The sequence below is a fragment of the Nonomuraea sp. NPDC050310 genome (genome assembly GCF_040655795.1).
In the GTDB taxonomy this organism is placed as follows: domain Bacteria; phylum Actinomycetota; class Actinomycetes; order Streptosporangiales; family Streptosporangiaceae; genus Nonomuraea.
The window spans coordinates 741,032-762,483 of record NZ_JBFAKP010000001.1 but is presented as its reverse complement, the minus strand read 5'-3'; the positions used below and the strand labels follow the sequence as shown (position 1 = coordinate 762,483).

Here is a 21,452-nt window from a genome sequence, read left to right as displayed (position 1 = left end):
TTGGGCCTAGGGTTTCCTGCCCCCCACGATCCACATCGCGAAGAACTGCGCGCCCCCGCCGTAGGCGTGGCCGAGCGCCAGCCGTGCCCCGTCCACCTGGTGCTCCCCCGCCTGCCCGCGCACCTGCTGGGCCGCCTCGGCGAACCGGATCAGGCCGGAGGCGCCGATCGGGTTGCTGGACAGCACCCCGCCCGAGGCGTTCCACGGGATGTCGCCGTCGAGCGCGGTCGCGCCCGACTCGGTCAGCTTCCAGCCCTCGCCCTCGGCGGCGAAGCCGAGGTTCTCCAGCCACATCGGCTCGTACCAGGAGAAGGGCACGTACACCTCGGCCACGTCGAGGTCGCGGCGCGGGTCGCTCACGCCCGCCTGGGCGTAGACGTCGGCCGCGCAGTCCTTGCCGCCCTGCGGGTTGACCGTGTCGCGGCCGGCGCGGAAGATCGGTTCCGAGCGCATCGCGGCGCCGTGGACCCAGGCCGGGGTGCCGGTCACCTTGGTCTCGGCGGCCAGCACCATCGCGCAGGCGCCGTCGCTGGACGGGCAGGTCTCCAGGTAGCGGATCGGCTCCCAGAGCATCGGCGTCGACTCGACCATCTGCCGGTTGATCCCCGGGATGCGCAGGTGGGCGTAGGGGTTCTTCAGCGCGTTCAGCCGGTCCTTGACCGCGACCAGGGTGCCGATGTGCTCGGGCGCGCCGCTGCGCCGGATGTACTCGCGGATGTGCGGGGCGAAGTAGCCGCCCGCACCGACCACCAGTGAGGCGTTGAACGGCAGGTGCGTGGACAGCGCCCAGGTGGCGTTGGACTCCGACTGCTTCTCGTAGGCGACCACCAGCACCCGCTCGTGCACGCCGGCCTGGATCAGCGAGGCGCCGACCAGCGCGGTCGAGCCGCCGACGCTGCCGGCGGTGTGCACGCGCATCATCGGCTTGCCCGCCGCGCCGAGCGCGTCGGCCAGGAACGCCTCGGGCATCATCACGCCCTCGAACAGGTCGGGCGCCTTGCCGATGACGACCGCGTCGATGTCCTTGAAGGTCAGCCCGGCGTCCTCCAGCGCGGCCAGCGCGGCCTCGCGCACCAGGCCGGGCATCGAGACGTCCTGGCGTTTGGTGGTGTACCGCGTCTGCCCGACGCCGATCACCGCGCACCGCTCACCCATGGCCGGCCTCCATCACCGCGACGAGGTTGTGCTGCAGGCAGGGGCCGCCGGCGGCGTGGCCGACCACGCGGGTGGCGTCGCCGTCGTGGATGCGCCGCGCGGCCTCGCCGAGCCGGATGAGGCCGGTGGCCATCACCGGGTTGGCCGCCAGCGGCCCGCCGGACGGGTTGACCACGGTCTCGGGCGGCAGGTCGAGCGCGCGGCGCAGGATGAGCTCCTCGTGGGCGAAGCAGGCGTGCAGTTCGGCCACGTCCACGTGGCCCTTGCCGACCCCCGCCGCGCGGGCGGCGTCGGCGGCGGAGGCCGACCGGGCGAGATCCCGCATGCCCAGGTAGTGCGGTTCGATGCGGTGCGCCAGGCCGGTGAGGTAGGCGGGCCGCGCGCACAGCTCCCTGGCCGCCTCCCCGGCGGCCAGCACGACCGCCGCCGCGCCGTCGGTGACCGGTGGGGCGTCGCCCTCCAGCGGCAGGTCGGGCGCGTGCGGGTTGGCCAGCCCGTCGGTACGGCTCCGCCGGACGATCTCGTCGAGCTCGGCCTGCGGCGCACCGAGCGCGGCGGCCTGGAGCCCGGCGAGCGAGAGCTGGTCGAGGCCGAGGGGGGCCAGGTAGTAGGGGTCGAGCTGGAGCGTCGCGATCGAGCGCAGGTCGCCGAGGGTGGACTTGCCGAAGCCGTAGACCAGGGCGGTGTCCACGTCGCCGTGCTGCAGCCGGACCCACGCCTCGTACAGCGCCCAGGCGGCGTCCATCTCGACGTGCGACTCGGAGATCGGCGGCCAGGCGCCGAGCGCGTCGAGCGCGGAGACGAAGGAGAAGGGCGCCCCGGCCAGGTAGTCGCAGGAGCCGGAGCAGGTGAAGCCGAAGCGCCGCAGCCCGGTCCGCTCGCGCACCTCGTCGAGGACCGGCAGCAGCAGCTCCGGCTCGGACAGGCCGGTGTCGGTGAGGGTGTGCCGGGTCTGGGCGAAGGCGACGATCGCTACCTCTCGCATCACAGGGCCACGTCTTCCTCGCCCGTGGGGGCGAACCAGCGGACATTGCTCATCGACAGGGTGCGCTGCTCGGGCGGCAGCCACTCGGCGCGCACTCGCATGCCCTGCCGTACCTCGTGCGCGGGCAGGCCGCCGACCAGGGCGATCATCGGGACGTCGGCGCCGTCGAGCAGGATGTAGGCCGAGACGAACGGCACCTCGGGGGCGCGCGGGTCGGGCAGGTTGTTGATGGCGAAGGTGGTGATCGTGCCGGTGTCCGGCAGGCGGACCTCCTCGCCGACGGCCACACCGCATTCCGGGCAGGAGGTGCGGAAGGGCACGTAGACCTTGGCGCACGAGCCGCAGCGCGCGCCCAGGAAGTAGCCGTCGCGCACGCCTTCCAGGAAGCGGGTGAGCGAGTCGCTCGCGCGGATGCGGTAGCGCGCGGGGATCGCCGAGGTGATCATCGTGACCTCGGGGACGAAGCACGCCAGGTCGGTGATGTCGCCGGTGCGCTGCTCGCGCCAGACCGGCCGCACCCGCAGGCCGGGCTTGAGCGCCTTGGGGCTGCCCGCGTCGAGCGCGTGCACCAGGGCGGTGTCGGCGCCGTCGAGCCTGATCAGCGCCCAGGCGAAGGGCCGGTCGAGCGGGTGCTCGGGGCGGGGCTCGGCGACCCAGGACGCGGCGGTGACCGTTCCGGCGGGTCCCACCTCGGTCCAGTCGCCGGTGACCGCCTCGCCGGTGTCGGGGTCGTACTCCAGCGGCGGCACCAGCACCCGGCCCTCGCGGGTGCGCACGCCGTACAGCCGCCGCTCGCGCAGCTCGGTGAGGAAGCGCCCGATCACCGGCCCGGTGCTGCGGGTGTAGCCGCCGGGGAACTCCAGGACGTGCTCGGCGACCAGCGGCTCCTCAGATGGCACGGCCGTGTCCCTCCCAGTAGGGGTCGCGCAGCTTGCGCTTGAGCAGCTTGCCGTTGGGCTCGCGCGGCATCTCGGCGATGAAGTCGATGGTCCGCGGCCACTTCATCCGGGCCAGCCGCCCGTCCAGCGAGGCCAGGATCTCGGCGGCCAGCTCGGGCCCGGGGGCCACGCCCGCCGCGGGCTCGACGACGGCCTTGATCTGCTCGCCCCACTCCTCGTCCGGCACGCCGAAGACGGCGACGTCGGCGACCTTGGGGTGGATCATGATCTCGTTCTCGATCTCGGCCGGGTAGATGTTCGCCCCGCCGGAGATGATCAGGTCCGCCTTGCGGTCGCAGAGGAACAGGAAGCCGTCCTCGTCGAGGTAGCCGATGTCACCGACGGTGAAGTAGTCGTCCAGCCGCCCGGCCTCGGTCTTGGCCGCGTCGCCCTTGTACTCGAAGGAGACGCCCATCATCTTCATGTAGACGGTGCCGGGGGTGCCGGGTGGAACAGGTTTCAGTTCGTCGTCGACGATGAGCAGCTCGCTGATCGGCCACGCCTTGCCCACCGTGCCGGGATGCGCCCGCCAGTCCTGCGGCGTCGCCAGCGTGCCGCCGCCCTCGGTGGCCGCGTAGTACTCGTAGACGCAGTCGCCCCACCAGTCGAGCATCGCCTGTTTCACCGGCACTGGACAGGGGGCGGCCGCGTGGATCATCCAGCGCAGCGAGGACAGGTCGTACTTGTCCCGTACGGCAGGCGGCAGCGCGAGCAGCCGCTTGAAGTGCGTCGGGACCAGGTGCGAGTTGGTGACCCGGTGCCGCTCGCACAGCCGTAACGTCTCCTCGGCCTCCCAGCGGTCCATGAAGACCAGCGTGTGCCCCATGTGCAGCGCGGTGCCGCCGAACTGGGTGACCGCGGTGTGGTAGTTGGGGGAGGTCACCAGGTGCACGTTCGGCTTGCCGGGGGTCATGCCGAACAGCGAGAGCAGGAAGGTCATCAGCTCGGCGCCGTCGTCGGGGTCGAGGCCGCTGAGCCGGCGCCGCACGCCCTTCGGCTTGCCGGTGGTGCCCGAGGTGTAGTGCATGGTCGCGCCTGCCGTACGGTCCTCGGGCAGGGTGGCGGGCTGGGCGGCGGTGAGCTCGGCGGCCGGGCGGAAGCCCGGCACCTCGCCGAAGGCGAAGCGCCGGTGCGGCTCGATCACCTCGGCCGCGCGGACCGCCTCGGCGGCGAAGCGCTGGTCGGCGAAGAAGGCCTTGGCCTCGCTGTCGGCGACGATGTAGGCGATCTCGGGGCCGGTCAGGTGCCAGTTGACCGGGGTGTAGTACCAGCCGGCCTGCAGCGCGGCCAGGTAGAGCACCAGGCCCTCGGACCCGTTCGGCACCAGCCCGCAGAAGCCGTCGCCGGGCCGCAGGCCCAGCTCGCGCAACCCGTGGACGAGCCGGTTGGCCCTGGCCAGCAGGTCGCCCGCGCGGTGCTCGACGCCGTCGGGATCCACTGCGGCGACCCACTCGGGGTCGGCCTGTGCGAGTCTCCAGAATCCGAGCGTGCCCATCGCAGCTCCCTCATCGGTCCGTCGACAGCGAGAACACGTTCTCGTTCGCCGTCGCAGCGTAACCCCGGGGCGCTTCCCCTAGCAAGCGCTTGATAGACCCAGACACATGGTTAGATATCACCCACGAGATCACTTTGTGCCCTAAAGGTAATGAAACGGCAAAGAAACTTGACCTTATGTCCGTTTTGGCCGTTAAAGGTGTGATTTGTGAGAGAGGATGGCCCCCGCGAGACGGCGTGTTCCCGAGATCGGGGGTCTCAACGAACCCCGCGCCGTTCTCGTCGATTGGGAGAACATGCGCTTCAACAAGTCCCTCGCGGTAGCCGGAGCCCTGGGCCTGGCCGTCCTCACCGCGGGTCCCGCCCTGGCCGAGCCGGTCCCGGCCGACCCTCAGACCTCGGTCACCCCCGAGACGCCCAAGCCGGAGACGGCCGAGAAGAAGGCGCCCGAGACCAAGGCCCCTGAGACGTCCAAGCCCGAGACCGGCAAGCCCGGCAACGGCCAGACCCCGGAGAACAAGCCCTCCGAGCAGGCGGCCGAGGAGCGCCACGCCGAAGTCAAGATCGGCCTGAGCACCTACGAGGCTAAGGCCGGCGACCAGGTCACCGTCCGCGCCCACACCAGCCGCTTCGCCAGCACGGTCACCTTCAGCTCCGACCTGTTCGGCACGAAGACCGTCGCCACCGACCGCGGCTTCGCGGAGTACACCTTCACCGTCCCGGCCCAGGCCGACAGCGGCACCTTCAAGGTCACCGCGGCCACCCGCTACACCTCGGCCTCGGCCGACCTGAAGGTCACCCACGTCGCCAAGGAGCTCAAGCTCGGCCTGAGCACCTACGAGGCGAAGGCCGGCGACCAGGTCACCGTCCGCGCCCACGTGGACTCCCGCGCCGGCGACGTCATCTTCAGCTCCGACCTGTTCGGCGCCAAGCCGGTGCAGGCCAAGGGCGACAGCGACGGCTACGCGGTCGCCGAGTACACCTTCACCGTCCCGGCCCAGGCCGACAGCGGCACCTTCGCGGTGCGCGCCGACGCCGGCCGCTACGGCAAGGACTCGCGTGACCTCAAGGTCTCCGAGAAGGCCTCGATCGAGCCGCGCATCGGCATGAAGGACAAGGTCGTCCGCGGCGAGCAGGTCGTCGTGGACGTCGCCGGCGACCTGCGCGAGGGCACCGCCATCCTGAGCGGCGACGCCTTCGAGCGCGTCTACCACGTCCCGCTGAAGGACCAGGGCAACGGCGTCGGCCGCGGCCAGGTCACCGTGACCATCGCCAAGGACGCCAAGCTCGGCTACTCCGAGGTCCGCGCCGACTTCGGCCGCTGGGGCAAGGCCGTCGGCAGCATCACCGTCGGCGAGAGCGCCACCCCGATCGTGGGCGTCGGCCTCACGCTCGACCCGAGCACCGTCGTGCAGGGCAAGTCCACCACCGCCTCCGTCACCACCAAGGCCGTCGCCGACGGCACCGTGGTGAAGGTCAAGTGGGCCGGCGGCGAGATCCCCGCCACCGTCAAGGACGGCAAGGCCGTCGCGGTCCTCAACGTGCCCGCCGACGCCGCCGTGGGCGCGAGCAAGGTCGTCGCGGTCCTGCCCTCGGGCCAGGTCAGCGCGCCCGCCACGCTCACCGTCGTCGCCGCGCCGGTCCCCGTCGCCAGCGTCACGCTGCGCCTGGAGCCGCCCTTCGTCCACCCCGGCCAGAGCTACTACGCCGGCGTGACCACGAAGAACGTCAAGCCGGGCACCTGGGTCACCGTCAAGGACCCGGGCGGCAAGAAGCACTACGCCAAGCTCGACGCCTACGGCACCGCCCGCGTCAAGCTGACCGCGCCGAAGAGCGTCAAGCCGGGCCGCTACACCGTGCTCGCCACGGTGGCCGGCAAGGTCAGCACCGCGACCCTGACCGTCGTCAAGCCGGCCCCCAAGGCCCAGGTCGACCTGGTCCTGAGCACCAACAAGGTCAACGCCGGCGGCAAGTTCTCCGCCCTCGTGCTCACCAAGCACGTCGGCAAGGGCACCGCCACCATCGTGGACCCGAACGGCAAGCACTTCACCGTCAAGCTCAACGGCCACGGCGTCGGCGGCAAGAAGTTCTACGTGCCCACCAGCGTCAAGCCGGGCACGTACTGGTTCAAGGTCTACGTCAACGGCGCCTCCGACGCCGAGAAGCTGACCGTCAAGCCGAAGGTCGTCGCCCAGTCGCTCGCCCTCACGCCGCAGGGTGGCGCCGCCACCGGTGGCGGCCTGTCCGGCAGCCCGCTGGCCGGCGTGGCGCTCGGCGGTCTGCTGATCGCCGGTGGCGTCGGCTCGGCCCTGTTCGGCCGCCGCAAGGCCGAGCAGGCCTGATCACCGCAGTTCACTCGGAAGGGGTACGGCTCGCGCGAGCCGTACCCCTTTCGGGGCATCCACGGGGAGCGAGATGAGGAGCACACTGACCCAGGTCGCCGCGGCGATGCTGGTCTTCTGCGGGCTGCTGATGGTGGCCGGGGCGCTGCGCGGCACGCCCGTCCAGCCGGCCCACGCGGCCGAGCTGCCGGTGGCGGCGGCCAGTCCCGCGGCCGAGCCGGCGGTCTTCACCGAGGAGGCCGCGGTGCTGCCCGAGTCGGAGCCGGCCACGATCTCCATCCCGAAGATCGGCGTCAAGACGGCGACGATCGACCCGGTGGGGCTCAACGCCGACCAGACGATCGAGGTGCCGCCGCTGAGCGAGCCGGACCTGGTCGGCTGGTACAAGCACCGGCCCACCCCCGGCGAGCGGGGCGCGGCCGTGCTGGTCGGGCACGTGGACGCCTACGGCAAGCCCGCGGTCTTCCACCGGGCGCACACCCTGGAGCCGGGCGACTCGATCGAGGTCGCGCGTGCCGACGGCTCGACCGCGACGTTCGCGGTGGACAGCCTGGAGCGGGTGGACAAGGACGCCTTCCCCACCCAGAAGGTGTACGGCCCGGCCGACGCGGCCGAGCTGCGGCTGATCACCTGCGGCGGCGAGTTCGACCCGGCCACCGGGCACTACGAGGACAACGTCATCATCTATGCGCACCTGGTGAGCTGACCACGCTCAGCCCGGGCGGCTGGTGAACTAGCGCTCGCTTGTTTACGCTGTGCCGCATGGAGCTCCTGCCGATCAGCACCCCGCACTGCCGAGTCGAGCGCGACGGCCACGTCGTGCTCGTCACCATGAACCGCCCCGAGGCCCGCAACGCCCTGTCCTCCGACATGCTGGTCGGCCTGGCCTCGGCCTGGGCCTACGTCTCGGCCGAGCCGGAGGTCCGGGTCGCCGTGCTGACCGGGGCCGAGGGCACCTTCTGCGCCGGGGCCGACCTCAAGGCCATGGGCCGGCCCTCCGCCGACCCGGAGGTCCAGGCCCGGGCCGCGGCCCTGCCCGACTTCCACTGGAAGGGCCTGCTGCGCCAGGACGTCCCGACCAAGCCGATCGTCTGCGCGGTCGAGGGCTACGCCGTCGCCGGAGGCACCGAACTGCTCATCGGCACCGACCTGCGGGTCGTCGCCGAGTCGGCCACGCTCGGCCTGTTCGAGGCCAAGCGCGCGCTGTTCCCGATGGGCGGCGCGGCGATCCGGCTGCCGCGGCAGATCCCCTACTGCCACGCCATGGACCTCCTGCTCACCGGCCGCTCGATCACCGCCGCCGAGGCGCTGGCGATGGGCCTGGTCAACCGGGTCGTGCCCGACGGCCAGGCCCTGACGGCCGCGCTCGACCTGGCAGGGGACGTGGCCGCCTCCGGCCCGCTGGCCGTCCAGGCCATCCTGCGCACCTACCGCGACACCCTGGGCCTGGCCGAGGCCGAGGCGTTCAAGGTGTCCGACGAGCTCGGCTGGCCGGTGATCGGTTCGGAGGACGCCCGCGAGGGCTCGCGGGCGTTCGCCGAGAAGCGCCCGGCGCGCTTCGAGGGCCGCTAGCCGCCGAGCCGGGTCAGCCGCTCCATGGTCTCGACGTACTCCGACACCATCTCGAAGATCACGTCCTTGGCCGACCTGACCTGGTTCATCTGCCCGATCACCTGCCCGGCCGGGAAGGTCGCGAGCTCGGCCGCGTCGGAGCGGCCGATCCGCCGCAACGCGTCGGCGACCAGCATGAACTGCAGCGGCATCGGCAGCGTGCCCGGCGAGCCGGCCGACTCCCACGCGTCGGTCCACTCGTTCTTCAGCAGCCGGGCCGGCTTGCCGGTCCACGACCGCGAGCGCACGGTGTCGCGCGAGGTCGCCTCCAGGATGCGCCGCCGGGCCATCTCCGGGGTGTCGGCCTCCTCGACGGTCAGCCAGATCGAGCCGGTCCACACGCCCTCGGCGCCCAGGGCCATGCCCGCGGCCATCTGGCGGCCGTTGCCGATGCCGCCCGCGGCCAGCACCGGCACGTCCACCGCGTCCACGACCTGCGGGATGAGCACCATGGTGGTGATCTCCCCGGTGTGGCCGCCGGCCTCGGTGCCCTGCGCGACGACGATGTCCACGCCCACCTCGACCTGCTTGATCGCGTGCCGCGGGGTGGAGGCCAGGGCGGCGACCGGCACGCCGTGCTCGTGCGCCTGCCGTACCACGTCTTCGGGTGGGGGGCCGAGCGCGTTGGCCAGCAGCGCGATCGGGTGCCGCAGGGCCACCTCGACCTGGGGGCGGGCGGTGGCGTCTGTCCAGCCGAGCAGGACCTTGCCCGGTTCGCCGCCGGACAGCTCCGGCACGCCGTGCTCGGCCAGCAGGCCGTCCACGAAGCGCCGGTGCCCCTCCGGGATCATGCCCTGGAGCCGGCCGACCAGCTCCCCGGCCTCGAACCCGGCCCCCTCGTAGGAGGCCGGCATGACCACGTCGACGCCGTACGGCCGGCCGTCCACATGGTCGTCGATCCAGGCGAGCTCGGTCTCGAGCTCCTCCGGGGTGAAGTAGAGCGCCCCCAGGACGCCCATGCCCCCGGCCCGGCTCACCGCCGCGACGACGTCGCGGCAGTGACTGAACGCGAAGATCGGAAACTCGATGCCCAGCTGGTCGGTCACACGGGTCCGCATGCGACCGACGATACAAACTGGAACGCGTTCTAGCTAGGCCCAGACCAAGCGCCCGCTAGGCCCGGCGGCGCCGGCCGATCAGGATCCCACCCGCCAGGAGCACGATGCCCGCGCCCAGCAACGACAGCGGGATCACGGTGGTCAGCAGGTTGATCTGGCTCTTGCCGCTGGCAGCGTTGTCCACCAGGCCCTTGACCGTCTCGTCGGTCATCTTGGCGTCGGCCACGAAGGCCTTGGCCCGCTCGACCCCGTCGACGCCCTTGAGCACCTCGTGGCGCTGCTGCTCCTGGCGCACCGGCGACCCGGTCACCGGCTCGATCCAGTACGTGTTCTTGCCCTCGTACCACCGCTCGAGCTGGATGTCCCCGGTGATGCCCTCGACGTTGAACACCGAGGCCGGCGCCACCATCGTCTCGGTCTTGGTCGCCGGGACGGTCATCTCGAAGACGTACACCGGCAGCCCGTTGACCACGTCCTCACGGACGAACTTGGCGTCCAGCGCCTTCTTCACCGAGCTGTTGAAGACCTTGTAGGTGGTCTTCTCCACGTTGAAGGGCCACTTGTAGATCTGCCCCTCCAGTTGCACCGGCTCCTTGCCGACGTTGACGCCGCAGCAGTTGATCCCGGCGCCGGTCGTCTTGTCGAAGGCGCTGCGCCGCTCGCTCAGGTCGATCAGGCGGCGGTTGTTGGTGCGGTCGTTGACGACCATCGCCTCGTCCCAGACCACCCGCTCGCCGGTGGCCTCCTTCACGTCGCCGCGGGTCGTCACGATGATGTCGAGGTCGGCGGTGAGGACCTTGAGGTCCTGGCGGGAGAAGTACTGCGCGCCCTTGGCCTCGAGCTGGGAGACGCCGTACTGGTTGGCCTTGACGCCGGAGGCGATGAGCTGATCCGCGGCCCAGAACTTGATCAGGGCCGCGAGTGCGATGAGAAAGGCCCCGATCCCGATGAGTACGACTGTCACGACCCGGCGCATGGATCCTCCTGCTGGGGGTTCTGAGGGCCCGAGATGCAATGGAACTGAGTTTCTACTGACCGGTAATGTTATCCACGAGAGTGATCCGCGTCACGATGGGGATGCCAAATAGTGACCGAAACAGGTTCTACCTGACCGGTCGCCTCCGGCGCAGCGCCAGCACGACCCCGAGCCCGATCGCCAGCACGCCCGCGCCGGTCAGCGACCAGCGCAGCTCCGGCCGGTCCAGCAGCCGCAGCACGCCCACCTTGTCCCGTACCTCGGCCACCCGCCCGGCGACCTCCTCGGGCGCGGAGACCAGGTCGGCCTCCAGGCTGAGCTGCCGCAACGCGCCGTCGTCGGTGACGATCGTATGCCGTCGGCGTTCGGCCAGCCGTACCGGAGTGCCGGTCACCGGCTCCACCCAGAAGGTCCGCTCCAGCTCCACCCTCGTGTGCGCCGGGCGCCGGCGGCCCTTGGTGTCGGCCACGCCGCCCGGCACCGCCTCGGTGCGGGTCTCGGGCACCTGCTGGACGAAGCGGTAGACCAGCAGCCCGTCGATCTCCTCGCTCCCCCCGTACTCCATGGGCAGCGCGGAGCGGGTGACGGTGTCGAAGAACGGGTAGGCGCGCGGCTGGGTGAAGGCGGGCCACTTGAAGGCCAGTCCGGCCTGCCGTACCACCGACAGGTCGCCGACATGGGCCTCGCAGCAGTTGACCGACTCGCCGCTGAACCGGTCGAAGGCCGAGCGCCGCTCGGTGTAGCCGAGGGTCAGGTCGCCCTGGCGCAGCAGCGTGGCGTTGTTCCAGACGACCGTGTCGCCCGAGGCCGCGTCGGCGTCGCCCTCCAGCGCCGAGATCGCCTCCACCTCGACCCCGCGATGCAGCCGGCCGTAGGCGGAGTCGAGCACGGTGGCGTCGTCCGCCCGGATCAGGAAGGTCGTCCGCAGGTCGGCCGGCGCCGCAGTCAGCGCCCGCACCACGTAGCCGGGCAGCAGGAGCGCGAGGCCCGCGAGGAAGGCGCCAGCAGCGATCAGGGCCATGCCCGCCGGTGATCTCATCCGCGCCCCACCTGTTATTTCTCGACAGTGGAACGGATTCTAGGTTAGGGATACCCTGATGCGACCTTCCCCCCGCACCCCGGTGGAGCTTGATGCAGGTCCAGCTTGATACCCGTTCCACCGCACGGCTGGACGGCATCGACGGATTGCGCGTGCTGGCCGCGCTGGGCGTGCTGGTGTTCCACGTGGCGGGTGTGGTCGGGCTCCAGTACGGCACCGGTGCGCTGGCCTGGCTCATGGCCCGCGGCGAGGCGCGGGTAGCGATCTTCTTCGCGATCTCGGGACTTCTGCTCTACCAGCCGTGGGCCAGGTCGCTGCTGACCGAAGGCGGCCCGCCCAGCGCCCGGACCTTCCTCACCCGCCGCCTGCTGCGCATCTTCCCGCTCTACTGGCTGGTCGCGGTCACCTGCCTGGTCGCCTACAACCTCCCGCAGATCCGGGACGCCTGGGACTGGGTCAAGGTGCTGCTGCTGGTCCACCTCTTCGACCCCAGCCCCTGGTGGCCGGGCGCCCAGCTCGGCCCGATCGGGCTGCAGCAGATGTGGACGCTCGCCGTCGACCTCAGCTTCTACCTGGTGCTGCCGCTGCTGGCGTGGGGCCTGGCGAAGCTGGCCAGGCGCGGCGATCCCACGCCGGACCAGCGAGCGGTCCGGGTCCTGGTCATGCTCGGCGTGCTCTCCGTCGCCTCGTTCGGCTACCTGTTCGTGGTGCACTTCCCGGGCTACACGATGCAGCTCGACTGGATCCTGCCGCGCTACTTCCCGTGGTTCGCCGTGGGCATGGCGCTGTGCGTGCTGCGGGTCTGGGCCCGAGCCGGCACGCCGCTGTCCGAGCGCGTGGGCCGTGCCTGCTCGGAGCTGGCGCGCAACGCCGGCATCTGCTTCGCGCTCGCCGCCCTGATCTTCGGCCTGGCGGCCACCGAGCTGGGCGGCCCGAAGGTCCCGGGCGGCTGGCCGGAGATCCAGCACAGCGCCTTCCGCCTGCTGGCCTACACGCTCATGGCCCTGCTGCTCATCGCCCCGGTGGCCTTCCAGCCGCCCGGCCGCACCCGGGTCAACCTGGTGCTGGGCAACCGGGCGATGGTCTGGCTGGCCAACCTCTCCTACGGCCTGTTCGCCTGGCACATCCTGCTGCTCTGGCTGTACTACGACCTCACCGGCCGGCCCTACCTGGACATGGCGTTCTTCCCGGTCCTGCTGCCGGTCCTGATCGGCTCGCTGGCCATGGCGTGGGTGACCTACCACCTCGTGGAGCGCCCCGGCCGGATCCTCGGCAAGCGGATCGAACGCGCCTGGGCGAAGCCGCGATGACCGCGACCACGACGGCGCCCCCGGCGGCGCCCCGGCTCGAAGCCCGCGTCGACGCCATCACCGGCCTGCGGGCCGTGGCGGCGCTGGCCATCCTCGTCTACCACGCCGCCGGCATCACCGGCTTCATCGGCGTCAGCGGCGTGACCGGCGCCCTGCTGGCCCGCGGCGACCTGGCGGTCTCGGTCTTCTTCGGCCTGTCGGGGCTGCTGCTGTTCCGGCCCTGGGCCCGGCGGATCGTCGACGGCACCCCCGCGCCCGGCGTGGGCCTCTACCTGCGCCGCCGCGCCCTGCGCATCCTGCCCGGCTACTGGGCGACGGTCATCGTGGCGATGACGCTGATCGCCGAGGCGGGCGGCTACTCGGTCAAGCAGTGGGTCCAGATGTTGCTGCTGGTGCACATCTACGACCCGGCGGCGCAGTGGCCCAACGGCGGGCTGGGGCCCGCGGCGCTCGGCCAGATGTGGAGCCTGGCCGTCGAGGTCGCCTTCTACCTCCTGCTGCCGGTCATCGCCTGGCTCATCGGCCGCTACGCCCGGCGCGGCGAGACCAGGGACCGGCGGGCCGCCCGCGCGATGACCGCGCTGTTCGCGATGGGCGCGGTGTCGTTCCTGTTCGCGATCGTCATGTTCTATCCCGAGCGGATCTACTGGCTCTACGCGCTCCTGCCCCACCACGCCGTCTTCTTCGCGGTCGGCATGGGGATCGCGTTGCTACTGGTCTGGGCGGACGGCGACTCGCCCGGCGCCCGGCGGGCCGGCCGGCTGCGGGACACCATCGCCGCCTCGACCCCGCTGTGCCTGGTGGCGGCGGCGGTGAGCTACCTGCTGCTGTCCACACCGATCGTCGGCCGCTTCGGTGATCCGTACACGACGCTGCTGCACGAGGAGGTGCGGCTGGTCCTGCACACCTGCATCACCTTCCTGCTGATCGCGCCGCTCGTCTGCGCGCGGCCGGGTCAGACCGGGTACGCGCGCCGGCTCAGCGGGCCGGTGATGCGGTTCCTGGGGCAGATCTCCTACGGCATCTTCCTGTGGCAGTTCGTGGCCCTGGAGGCGATCTACCGGTTCACCGGCACCCCCTACTTCAGCGGCGGCTTCTGGTACGTGCTGCCGCTGAGCCTGCTGATCACGCTCCTGCTCGCCACGCTCACCTACTACCTGCTGGAAGCGCCGTTCTCCCGGGTGCAGGGCAGCATGACCGCGCAGGCCGCCGCGCCCGCGCGGGAGAGCGTCCCGCTCGCGCCGCTGCCCGAGAAGCGGCCGGAGGCGCCGAAGGCCGCCGAGCCGCGACCGACGCGGCCAGAGAAGCCGGAGAAGCCGGTGAAGCCGGCGAAGGTGAAGCGGCCCGCCGGTGAGCACATCGACGCCCTCGACGGCGTCCGTGCCGTCGCAGCCCTGGCCGTCCTGGTCTTCCACGTGGCCGCCAAGACCGGCCTGACCGAGGGCTGGGGCGCCTGGCTCGCCTCGCGGGGCGACATCGGCGTGGCCATCTTCTTCACCCTGTCCGGCCTGCTGCTCTACAAGCCGTGGGCCAGGGCGGCGCTGGCGGGCACGGCCGCACCGGACACGCGGGCCTACCTGCTGCGCCGGCTGTTCCGCATCGTGCCGGCCTACTGGCTGGTGGCGGCCGTCGCGCTGACCCTGTTCAACCAGGCGCACAGCGCCTCGCAGTGGTTCTGGGCCAAGTGGCTGCTGCTCCTGCAGATCTACGACGTGGACTCCTGGTGGCAGCGCGCCGAGGGCCGCGGCATCGAGCAGGTCTGGTCGTTGTCGGTGGAGATCGCCTTCTACCTGGTGCTGCCCCTGCTCGGCGCGGTCCTGACCTGGCTGGCCGGCCGGGCGGTGAGCGTGGCCGCGCGGGCGGTGCGGCTGCTGGTCGCGCTCCTGGTCATGGCGGCGCTCTCCATGGGCGTGGTCTTCGTGGCGCACCTGCCCGGCGTGCCGCCGGAGATCAACATGATCCTGCCGCGCTACCTGCTGTGGTTCGCTCCCGGCATGGCGCTGGCGGTGCTGGCGGTCTGGGCCGAGCTGGAGCCGGACGGCAGGCTCGCCCGTTTCTGCTCGGGCGTGAGCCGGCTCGCCCCGCTGTCGTGGACGATGGCGGTGGCCGCCTACGCCGTCGCCAGCACCCCGATGACCGGCCCGCTGCACCTGGGCGTCGCGCCCGCGCAGGAAGGCACCGGCAAGGCCCTGCTGTCGGCGCTGGTCGGCCTGTTCCTCGTGGCGCCCTCGGCCTTCGCCGGTCGCCGCGGCCTGGCCACGCTGATCTTCGGCAACCCGGTCGTGCGCTACCTCGGCAAGATCTCCTACGGGATCTTCCTCTGGCAGTTCGTCGTGATCTACGGCTACTACCTCGTCATCGGGAACACGCTCTTCCTCGGCGGCGACTTCTGGCAGGTGCTGGGCATCGCCGCCGCCGGCACGATCGTGCTGTCGGTGCTCTCCTACCACGCCGTGGAGGAGCCCTTCCACAAGCTGGGGCGCTACCTCGGCCGGCCCTCAGCGGCCCGGGACCGGGATCGGGCTGCCCAGGTTGAGTCCGCTGACGCATAGCGTGGTGCCCTCGGTGAGCCCGCCGATCCGCACCAGCGGGCCGCCCGCCTCGGGCACCTGCAACTGCACCAGGCGCACGCCGCGCTCCAGGTTCATGCGCACCTGCCGGCCGCCGAAGGAGAGCACGGCCAGCGAGGGACGGCTGGCGATGTAGGACATCGCCACGGTGTAGGTCCGGGGCGGCAGGTCCGCGCCGAGCGGCACGTCGATCAGCCCCTTGACCGAGCGGTAGCAGCCCTGCTTGGGCGCGCGCACGGCGACGATCGGCGCGACGGTCATCGGCCGCAGGCGTCCCGACTCGTCGAAGACGACCGGGGCGGCGGCCGGCTTCGGGTCCCGCATGACGTCCTGTACGGCAGGCCGCGCCAGCGGAGCGAGCACCTTCGAGGTCAGCCGGTCCTCCCCGAACCAGGGGAACATGACGAACCTGGGCACGTAGCCGTCGTAGATCTGCGTGCCCGACGACACCTTGGCCAGCTCCGCCTCCGCGGTGGCCAGGTAGGTCCGCACCTGGGAGCTGTCCATCCCCCGGGCGAGCGCCGCGGCGCTCCAGCACGACAGCGCGGTCACCGCGGCGACCAGGACCAGGCCGGTCGAGGTCAGCACCCGTCCCGCCGGATGCCGCTCCCCCGTGCGGTGCTCGCCGGCGAACGGCAGGAAGGCCGCCGCCAGGCAGAGCGCCGCCACCGGCGTGAGGTGCGCCACCAGCCGGGTCTCGGTGCCCGCGAAGGAACCGGCGGCGGGCACCGTCCACAGCAGCGCGGGCACCACCGTCGAGACCAGGAGGAATCCGGCGAGGATCGCCCACGCCCCCAGGGCCGGGCGGCGGCCACGGGTGCGGATCGAAGCCCAGACCACGAGCAGGACCAGGATCCAGGCGGCCAGGGTCACCGGCGGCTCGGGCAGGGCCACGCCGTAGTCGGGGCGCAGGAAGTGCCAGCGCACCGGACCGCCCGCCAGGCCGGCGCCGAAGGTCTCCCCGGCCACGCGCACCAGGAACGCGAAGGCGTCCGAGCCCGACGGCAGGCCGGCGGGCCGGGCTCCCAGCCGGTAGGTCAGGTGCAGCAGGGCCACGACCGCGGTGGCTGAGCCGTACAGGGCCCAGAAGACCGGCCGCGAGCGGACGGCTTCCACCAGCGCGCCCCGCCCCCGCTCCCCGGCCAGGAAGATCGCGTGCAGCGCGAGCAGCAGGACCGGGATCAGCAGGGCGGAGCCGTCGGCGAGCATGCCGAGCAGGCTCCAGCCGGCCACGCCCGCCGCGTGGCCGCGCCCGCCCCAGCGCACCAGGAGCAGGTAGGACGTGACGGCCAAGGCGATCGCCAGATGGACCAGCACGGTCTGCATCGCCGCGGCCCACGCGGTCAGGGCGGGCAGCGCGAGCGGCCAGAACAGGTAGAGCGCGAACGGCAGCAACACCGTCGGGCGCCGGCCGAACGCGGTCGTCAGCATCCGCAGCACCGCCAGCGAGGCCGCCGCCTGCACCACCTGGACCACGGCCGTGACCAGCACCCAGCCGTAGGCGTCGATCTTGGCCAGCAGCCACCCGAGCGCGAGGACCGCGGGCATGAACCGGCCGGCGTGCGACTCGAAGAGCATGCCCACCCCAGCGCCCGGCTCGGTGACCCGGACCATCAGGTGGAAGTCGTCCTCCTTGAAGAACGAGCCGCCGACCACCCAGCCCAGCAGGGCCAGCTGACCGGCCAGCAGGACCAGGGCCAGCGGGAACACCCAGCGGCCCGGCACCGAGGCCCGGCGCAGGGTGGGCGGCTGCGTGGTCACGACCAGGGTCATCGAAGGCTCCTCACCGGCTCGGCCAGCTCTGCGGCCAGGGGCTTCGTCGTCATGTCATCGGGTGGTCCGGCCGGCTCGGGCTCGCCGTGCAGGGCCAGCACCAGCCGCCCGAGCAGCGGCAGGCAGAGCATCTGGCTCACCGCGTCGCGCAGCGCCGCGGCGAGGTCGAGGTGCTGTCCGCCGGCCAGCAGGTGGCCGAGGGCCATGGAGCACCCGGCCAGGATCAGGAAGGCGCCGCCGGTCACGGGCGAGCAGATCGCGTGCACCCAGCGGCGCACCCCCGGCGCCATGTCGGGGTTCCGGGCCGGCGCCGCCCGCATGCCGGCGAGCAGGGCGTAGCTGAGCGCGACGCCGATCACGCCGAAGATCCCGCCCACCCACAGGCCGGTCGCGACCGCGACGAGCGGCACCAGCCTGCCCGGCACGCTCGCGGGCGGTATCGCCGGCAGGGTCCGCGAGCCGGCCGGCCTGCCCCGCCAGGCGGCCAGCAGGAGCACGAGCAGGACCAGCGCGCCGCCCGCCGCCAGGGCCGCGCGGTAGGCGACCTCGGGCTCGTAGGTGATCACGACCCGGCCCGCGTCGGCCGGCTCGACCAGCCACGCCTGCCGCCAGCCGTCGAGCCGGACCGGCTGCAGCCGCTTGCCCGCGACCGTCGCGATCCAGCCGGCGTTGTAGTTCTCGTTGACCACCAGGTAGGAGCGGGTCGCCGCGGTGTAGGTCAGCACGCGGCTGTCCGGGGTCCACTTCTCGACCTTCGCCTCGGTGCGCACGACCGGCGGGCGGGGCTTCTCGATCGGCGCGTGGACGCGCAGCGCGGTGACGCGGTAGGGGTCCTGCACGGAGAAGGCGAGGTGGTTCTTGCCTTCGGCCAGGCCCCAGTTCGCGCAGGTGCGGAAGGTCAGCGGCCGGCCCTGCAGGATGTCGTCGACGGTCCCGCCGACGATCCGGGTCGGGATCTCCGCGCCGTTCACCGACAGGACCGGCCCGGCGCCGCAGACCGTCCGGATCGGCAGCTCGTCGGGCGCTCCCACGGGCACGACGCCCGGGATCTCCAGCTCGGCGATCTGGACCCGCTGGCTGGGGGCGGGCAGGAACTGCACCCTGAACTGCTTGGCGGCCAGCGCCTTGAACCGGAAGAAGCCCTCGGCGTCGAGGTAGCCGGTGCGTGTCTCGTTGCCGGCGGTCAGCAGCACCCGCATGGGCGCCGGATCCAGCAGCAGGTTGGCGTAGTGCACCCGGATCCGGTTGAGCTTGGTCCGCTTCTCCAGCTCGATCGTCAGGCTGGGCCGAGTGTCGAAGCCGCCCGCGTACCAGATGGTCTTGAGGTCGCCGTCGAACGCCGAGCCGCCGAGCGCGGCGCCGTGCTCGACCAGCGTGGAGGAGGCCCTGATCTTCGGGTAGAGGTTCGGGAAGGTGGTGGCCTTGGCGGCGGCGGCCGGGTCGCTGAGCACGGCCAGCCCCTCGGCCTCGCGCCTGCTGTCGGCGGGCGAGGTGATCGTCCGGCTGAAGCCGTAACCGTCCTCGCCGCGGATCTGCAGTTCGGGCGAGCAGGTCCAGATCGACGAGCCGCGCATGCAGCCGGGCGCCGAGCCGGTGCCGCCGGTCAGCAGGTAGTCCGGCAGCTCGCGGTCCTTCGTCGCCGGGAGCGGCACGGCCACGGAGCGCGAGCTCAGCAGCTTCGGCACCTTCAGGTCCACGATGCCGACCCGGGTGCCGACCGGGCTCCTCGGCGGCCAGGCGATCTTGGTCACCGTGATGCGCATCCGCTGCGTGACCACCGGCGGCACCGGGATGAGCTGGGAGCCCGTGGTGGCCGTCACCGGGTGGCGCAGCTTCTGGCCGCCGTCCAGCTCGATCTCCACCTCGGTCACCGCGGGGCCGACCAGCTTGCTGAAGGTCACCTCGACGTGCGGCAGCATGATCGGCTGGGTGAACTTCAGCTCCAGCCACTCGCCGACCGCGCCCTTCCACCCGTCCGACCACCAGGCGGTACGGCTGTCGCCGTCCACCGCGGCGTACGGCATGCGAGCCGGGTCGCGCCCGCTGGGCACCGAGGTGATGTCGGCGGCCGAGGAGGAGGCCGTCACGCTCGCCAGCCCGGCCAGCTCCGCCACCGCCATGTGGCTGTTCCACTCCGGGTCGAGCAGGTCGTGCTGGGCCGCCTTGCGGCGGAACGGCTCGTCGGCGGCGAGCGTCTGCGACCCGGCGAAGCGCAGGTCGCTGAAGGCCACCTCGCGCCGGCGCAGGGTGTCGGTGACGACCGTGTCGGCCATGGGGATCTGCTCCGCCGTACCCTCGTCCCCGATGAGGATGGGCCGGTCGTTCTGGAGCAGGCCCTGGTCGGCCAGGTGCAGCAGCGCTTCGGGCCCGCCGGTGACGCGCAGCGGCTCGGCCGCCGGGACGGTGGCGGCGATGGGCGCGGCCTCGGCCACCTCGTAGATCTCCAGCGCGTGGTAGGGCTGGTTGAACCAGTTGGACGCGCTGCCCGCGTTGGGGTCGCCGACCGCCGGGCCGAACGCCTTGACCAGCTTGAGCCCGGGGGTGTCCTCGATGGCCTGGTGGACGCGGGCCGGCCAGGCGCCCTGGATCGAGAACTTGTCGAGGTCGTTGCGCACCAGCACGTACCGCACGCCGATCCGGGCGAGCACCTGCGACAGCCCGCGCGAGCCCCGCCCGGTGGCGATCCGCTCGTCGATGGCGTCCAGCAGCCGCGTCATGCCGGGCGAGCCCCACGGCACGATGGTGCGGCTCACCCAGCGCACGTTGAGCAGCGGCTGCATGGGCTCGTCCATCGGCCGGCCCCAGAGGTACTCGCCCCAGCGGGACCCCGGGGCGGCCAGCACGCTCTGCCGCCCGGTGTTGGCGTTGAGCCAGGCCGCCGCGTCCCGCCAATAGGGCGGGATCTCCTGCATCGAGCCGCGGGCGGCCAGGCCCACGGTGGCGATGGGGATCAGCGTGGCGCCCACCAGCGCCGCCGCGACGAACGTGAGCGGCCGGCGCAGCCGCCAGGCGATCAGCACCGGCAGGTGGGCCAGGCCGAGCGCGAGCGGCAGCCGGACCAGCGCGTCAAACTTGTGGATGTTGCGGAAGGCCGACAGCACCCCGTCGAACAGGTCGCGCACCTCGGGCGCGAGCGGGTTGGCGATCACGCTCACGTGCCCGGTGACCATGATCGCGGTGCCGAGGATGGTCAGGAGCGCCAGAAAGGTCCGTTCCGGCATACTGCGCCGCATCAGCCCGACCAGCCCGAGCGCCGCCACCGCGGCGGTGGCCAGGATCAGCCACGGGCGGGTGGAGTGCTCGAAGGCCGCCGGCCACCAGGGCAGCCCGTCGACGGGCAGGTAGCCCAGCCAGTTGGCGGCGCCGCGCAGGGTGTTGGCCAGCGAGGTGACGCCGGTCGTGGTGACGGCGTTCTCGGTGAACGGCATGAAGGAGAAGATGTAGCGGCCCAGGATGACCAGCGGGGCCAGCCACCAGAACGAGACCGCGGCGATGCAGCCCAGCCACCAGGCCAGCAGCCGGCGCCGCCGGGGCCCGGACTTCCTGGTGAGCAGGTAGAGCAGCGGGATCAGCAGCACGGCCAGTTCGGCGGCGGCGTTGATGCCGCCGCACAGCACGAAGATCAGGGCCGACTGCGCGGCGGCGCGCCGGACGTCGGCGCCCTCCCGGCTGCCGCGCACCAGCGGGATGAGCATCCACGGGACGATGGCGCTGGGCAGGAACTCCGAGGAGTTGACCCCGATCAGTGCCTGGGCGTGCGGGGCCAGCGCGTAGGCGAGGGCGCCCAGCGCCCGGGTGTCGGGCGTGCCGATGCCCAGCGCCCGGCCGAGGTAGATCATTCCGGCGAACGCGGCGCAGAGCACCAGCCCCATCCACAGCCGCTGGGCCATCCAGTCCGGCATCCCCGCCCAGTCGGCCACCGCGTAGAAGGGGCCCATCGGGAACAGGTAGCCGTAGGCCTGGTTCTGCAGGTGCCCGAAGTGCGCCGGGTCCCACAGGCTCAGCGCCCGTTCCAGGAAGCCCAGCGGGTTGACCGGCATGTCGAGCTTGGTCTCGGAGATGATCCGCTCGGGCGCGGTGGAGAAGGTGACGCAGAGGAGCCCGACGCATCCGGCGAACAGCCTGAGCCAGTGCCTGAAGCGCGGTTCCACGTCGTCATATCCCCTCATCTGGACAGATCCGAGGCTAGAGCGCGTTCCGC

Annotated in this window: 14 protein-coding genes; 5 read left to right on the top strand and 9 right to left on the bottom strand. The window is 72.1% G+C overall.

Annotated features, from left to right (window positions below):
* Nucleotides 1-6: 6 nt before the first annotated feature.
* From AB0I67_RS03675 to AB0I67_RS03660, 4 genes are read right to left on the bottom strand one after another with little or no spacing between them, the layout of a single operon-like run.
* Nucleotides 7-1,155 (bottom strand): thiolase domain-containing protein, encoded by a 1,149-nt coding sequence (locus tag AB0I67_RS03675; protein ID WP_357917001.1) that lies wholly within the window; start codon nucleotides 1,153-1,155, stop codon nucleotides 7-9.
* Entirely contained in the window at nucleotides 1,148-2,140 is a 993-nt protein-coding gene (locus AB0I67_RS03670) for a lipid-transfer protein (RefSeq protein WP_357916998.1), read from the bottom strand. Before AB0I67_RS03670 ends, AB0I67_RS03675 begins: the two co-directional genes overlap by 8 nt.
* On the bottom strand, nucleotides 2,140-3,039 hold the full coding sequence (locus tag AB0I67_RS03665) for an OB-fold domain-containing protein (protein WP_357916995.1): 900 nt from the start codon (nucleotides 3,037-3,039) through the stop codon (nucleotides 2,140-2,142). Before AB0I67_RS03665 ends, AB0I67_RS03670 begins: the two co-directional genes overlap by 1 nt.
* Complete coding sequence (locus tag AB0I67_RS03660) at nucleotides 3,029-4,573, bottom strand: acyl-CoA synthetase (protein WP_357916992.1); 1,545 nt, start codon at nucleotides 4,571-4,573, stop codon at nucleotides 3,029-3,031. Before AB0I67_RS03660 ends, AB0I67_RS03665 begins: the two co-directional genes overlap by 11 nt.
* A 295-nt stretch (nucleotides 4,574-4,868) precedes the next feature.
* Between AB0I67_RS03660 and AB0I67_RS03655 the strand changes: the two genes are divergently transcribed.
* From AB0I67_RS03655 to AB0I67_RS03645, 3 genes are all read left to right on the top strand, one after another.
* Complete coding sequence (locus tag AB0I67_RS03655) at nucleotides 4,869-6,914, top strand: hypothetical protein (protein WP_357916989.1); 2,046 nt, start codon at nucleotides 4,869-4,871, stop codon at nucleotides 6,912-6,914.
* A gap of 73 nt (nucleotides 6,915-6,987) precedes the next feature.
* Nucleotides 6,988-7,620 carry a class F sortase gene (locus AB0I67_RS03650; protein ID WP_357916986.1) on the top strand — a complete coding sequence of 211 codons (633 nt, stop codon included), beginning with the start codon at nucleotides 6,988-6,990 and terminating at the stop codon, nucleotides 7,618-7,620.
* Nucleotides 7,621-7,676: 56 nt separating this feature from the next.
* Nucleotides 7,677-8,486, top strand: coding sequence for a crotonase/enoyl-CoA hydratase family protein (locus AB0I67_RS03645; protein ID WP_357916983.1), 810 nt, complete (start codon nucleotides 7,677-7,679; stop codon nucleotides 8,484-8,486).
* Here AB0I67_RS03645 and AB0I67_RS03640 read toward each other — a convergent pair.
* The 3 genes from AB0I67_RS03640 to AB0I67_RS03630 form a co-directional block, all read right to left on the bottom strand.
* A complete protein-coding gene (locus AB0I67_RS03640; RefSeq protein WP_357916980.1) occupies nucleotides 8,483-9,583 on the bottom strand; it encodes a nitronate monooxygenase family protein in 1,101 nt (366 codons plus the stop codon). The genes AB0I67_RS03645 and AB0I67_RS03640 overlap by 4 nt on opposite strands.
* Nucleotides 9,584-9,638: 55 nt before the next feature.
* Nucleotides 9,639-10,547, bottom strand: coding sequence for a DUF3068 domain-containing protein (locus AB0I67_RS03635; RefSeq protein ID WP_357916977.1), 909 nt, complete (start codon nucleotides 10,545-10,547; stop codon nucleotides 9,639-9,641).
* 139 nt (nucleotides 10,548-10,686) lie between these two features.
* The gene (locus AB0I67_RS03630; RefSeq protein WP_357916974.1) at nucleotides 10,687-11,598 is read right to left on the bottom strand and encodes a DUF3068 domain-containing protein; all 912 of its coding nucleotides are present in this window, start codon (nucleotides 11,596-11,598) and stop codon (nucleotides 10,687-10,689) included.
* A 92-nt stretch (nucleotides 11,599-11,690) separates the two neighbouring features.
* On the opposite strand from AB0I67_RS03630, the gene AB0I67_RS03625 reads away from it, so the two are divergent.
* Both AB0I67_RS03625 and AB0I67_RS03620 read left to right on the top strand, forming a co-directional pair.
* Nucleotides 11,691-12,908 (top strand): acyltransferase, encoded by a 1,218-nt coding sequence (locus AB0I67_RS03625; protein WP_357916971.1) that lies wholly within the window; start codon nucleotides 11,691-11,693, stop codon nucleotides 12,906-12,908.
* Complete coding sequence (locus AB0I67_RS03620; RefSeq protein WP_357916968.1) at nucleotides 12,905-15,460, top strand: acyltransferase family protein; 2,556 nt, start codon at nucleotides 12,905-12,907, stop codon at nucleotides 15,458-15,460. Before AB0I67_RS03625 ends, AB0I67_RS03620 begins: the two co-directional genes overlap by 4 nt.
* On the opposite strand, the gene AB0I67_RS03615 is transcribed toward AB0I67_RS03620, so the two are convergent.
* Together AB0I67_RS03615 and AB0I67_RS03610 are read right to left on the bottom strand one after the other, a co-directional pair.
* Nucleotides 15,407-17,251: a hypothetical protein gene (locus AB0I67_RS03615; RefSeq protein WP_357916965.1), complete on the bottom strand. Its 1,845-nt coding sequence runs from the start codon at nucleotides 17,249-17,251 to the stop codon at nucleotides 15,407-15,409. The genes AB0I67_RS03620 and AB0I67_RS03615 overlap by 54 nt on opposite strands.
* Nucleotides 17,248-21,420: an alpha-(1->3)-arabinofuranosyltransferase gene (locus AB0I67_RS03610; protein ID WP_357916962.1), complete on the bottom strand. Its 4,173-nt coding sequence runs from the start codon at nucleotides 21,418-21,420 to the stop codon at nucleotides 17,248-17,250. The genes AB0I67_RS03615 and AB0I67_RS03610 overlap by 4 nt, the downstream gene beginning before the upstream one ends.
* Nucleotides 21,421-21,452: the final 32 nt, after the last annotated feature.

Coding starts and splice junctions, on each gene's coding strand:
- AB0I67_RS03640 (WP_357916980.1), bottom strand. CDS start 9,583: ATGCGGACCCGTGTGACCGACCAGCTGGGCATCGAGTTTCCGATCTTC.
- AB0I67_RS03630 (WP_357916974.1), bottom strand. CDS start 11,598: ATGAGATCACCGGCGGGCATGGCCCTGATCGCTGCTGGCGCCTTCCTC.
- AB0I67_RS03645 (WP_357916983.1), top strand. CDS start 7,677: ATGGAGCTCCTGCCGATCAGCACCCCGCACTGCCGAGTCGAGCGCGAC.
- AB0I67_RS03620 (WP_357916968.1), top strand. CDS start 12,905: ATGACCGCGACCACGACGGCGCCCCCGGCGGCGCCCCGGCTCGAAGCC.
- AB0I67_RS03615 (WP_357916965.1), bottom strand. CDS start 17,251: ATGACCCTGGTCGTGACCACGCAGCCGCCCACCCTGCGCCGGGCCTCG.
- AB0I67_RS03655 (WP_357916989.1), top strand. CDS start 4,869: ATGCGCTTCAACAAGTCCCTCGCGGTAGCCGGAGCCCTGGGCCTGGCC.
- AB0I67_RS03675 (WP_357917001.1), bottom strand. CDS start 1,155: ATGGGTGAGCGGTGCGCGGTGATCGGCGTCGGGCAGACGCGGTACACC.
- AB0I67_RS03610 (WP_357916962.1), bottom strand. CDS start 21,420: ATGAGGGGATATGACGACGTGGAACCGCGCTTCAGGCACTGGCTCAGG.
- AB0I67_RS03625 (WP_357916971.1), top strand. CDS start 11,691: ATGCAGGTCCAGCTTGATACCCGTTCCACCGCACGGCTGGACGGCATC.
- AB0I67_RS03650 (WP_357916986.1), top strand. CDS start 6,988: ATGAGGAGCACACTGACCCAGGTCGCCGCGGCGATGCTGGTCTTCTGC.
- AB0I67_RS03660 (WP_357916992.1), bottom strand. CDS start 4,573: ATGGGCACGCTCGGATTCTGGAGACTCGCACAGGCCGACCCCGAGTGG.
- AB0I67_RS03670 (WP_357916998.1), bottom strand. CDS start 2,140: ATGCGAGAGGTAGCGATCGTCGCCTTCGCCCAGACCCGGCACACCCTC.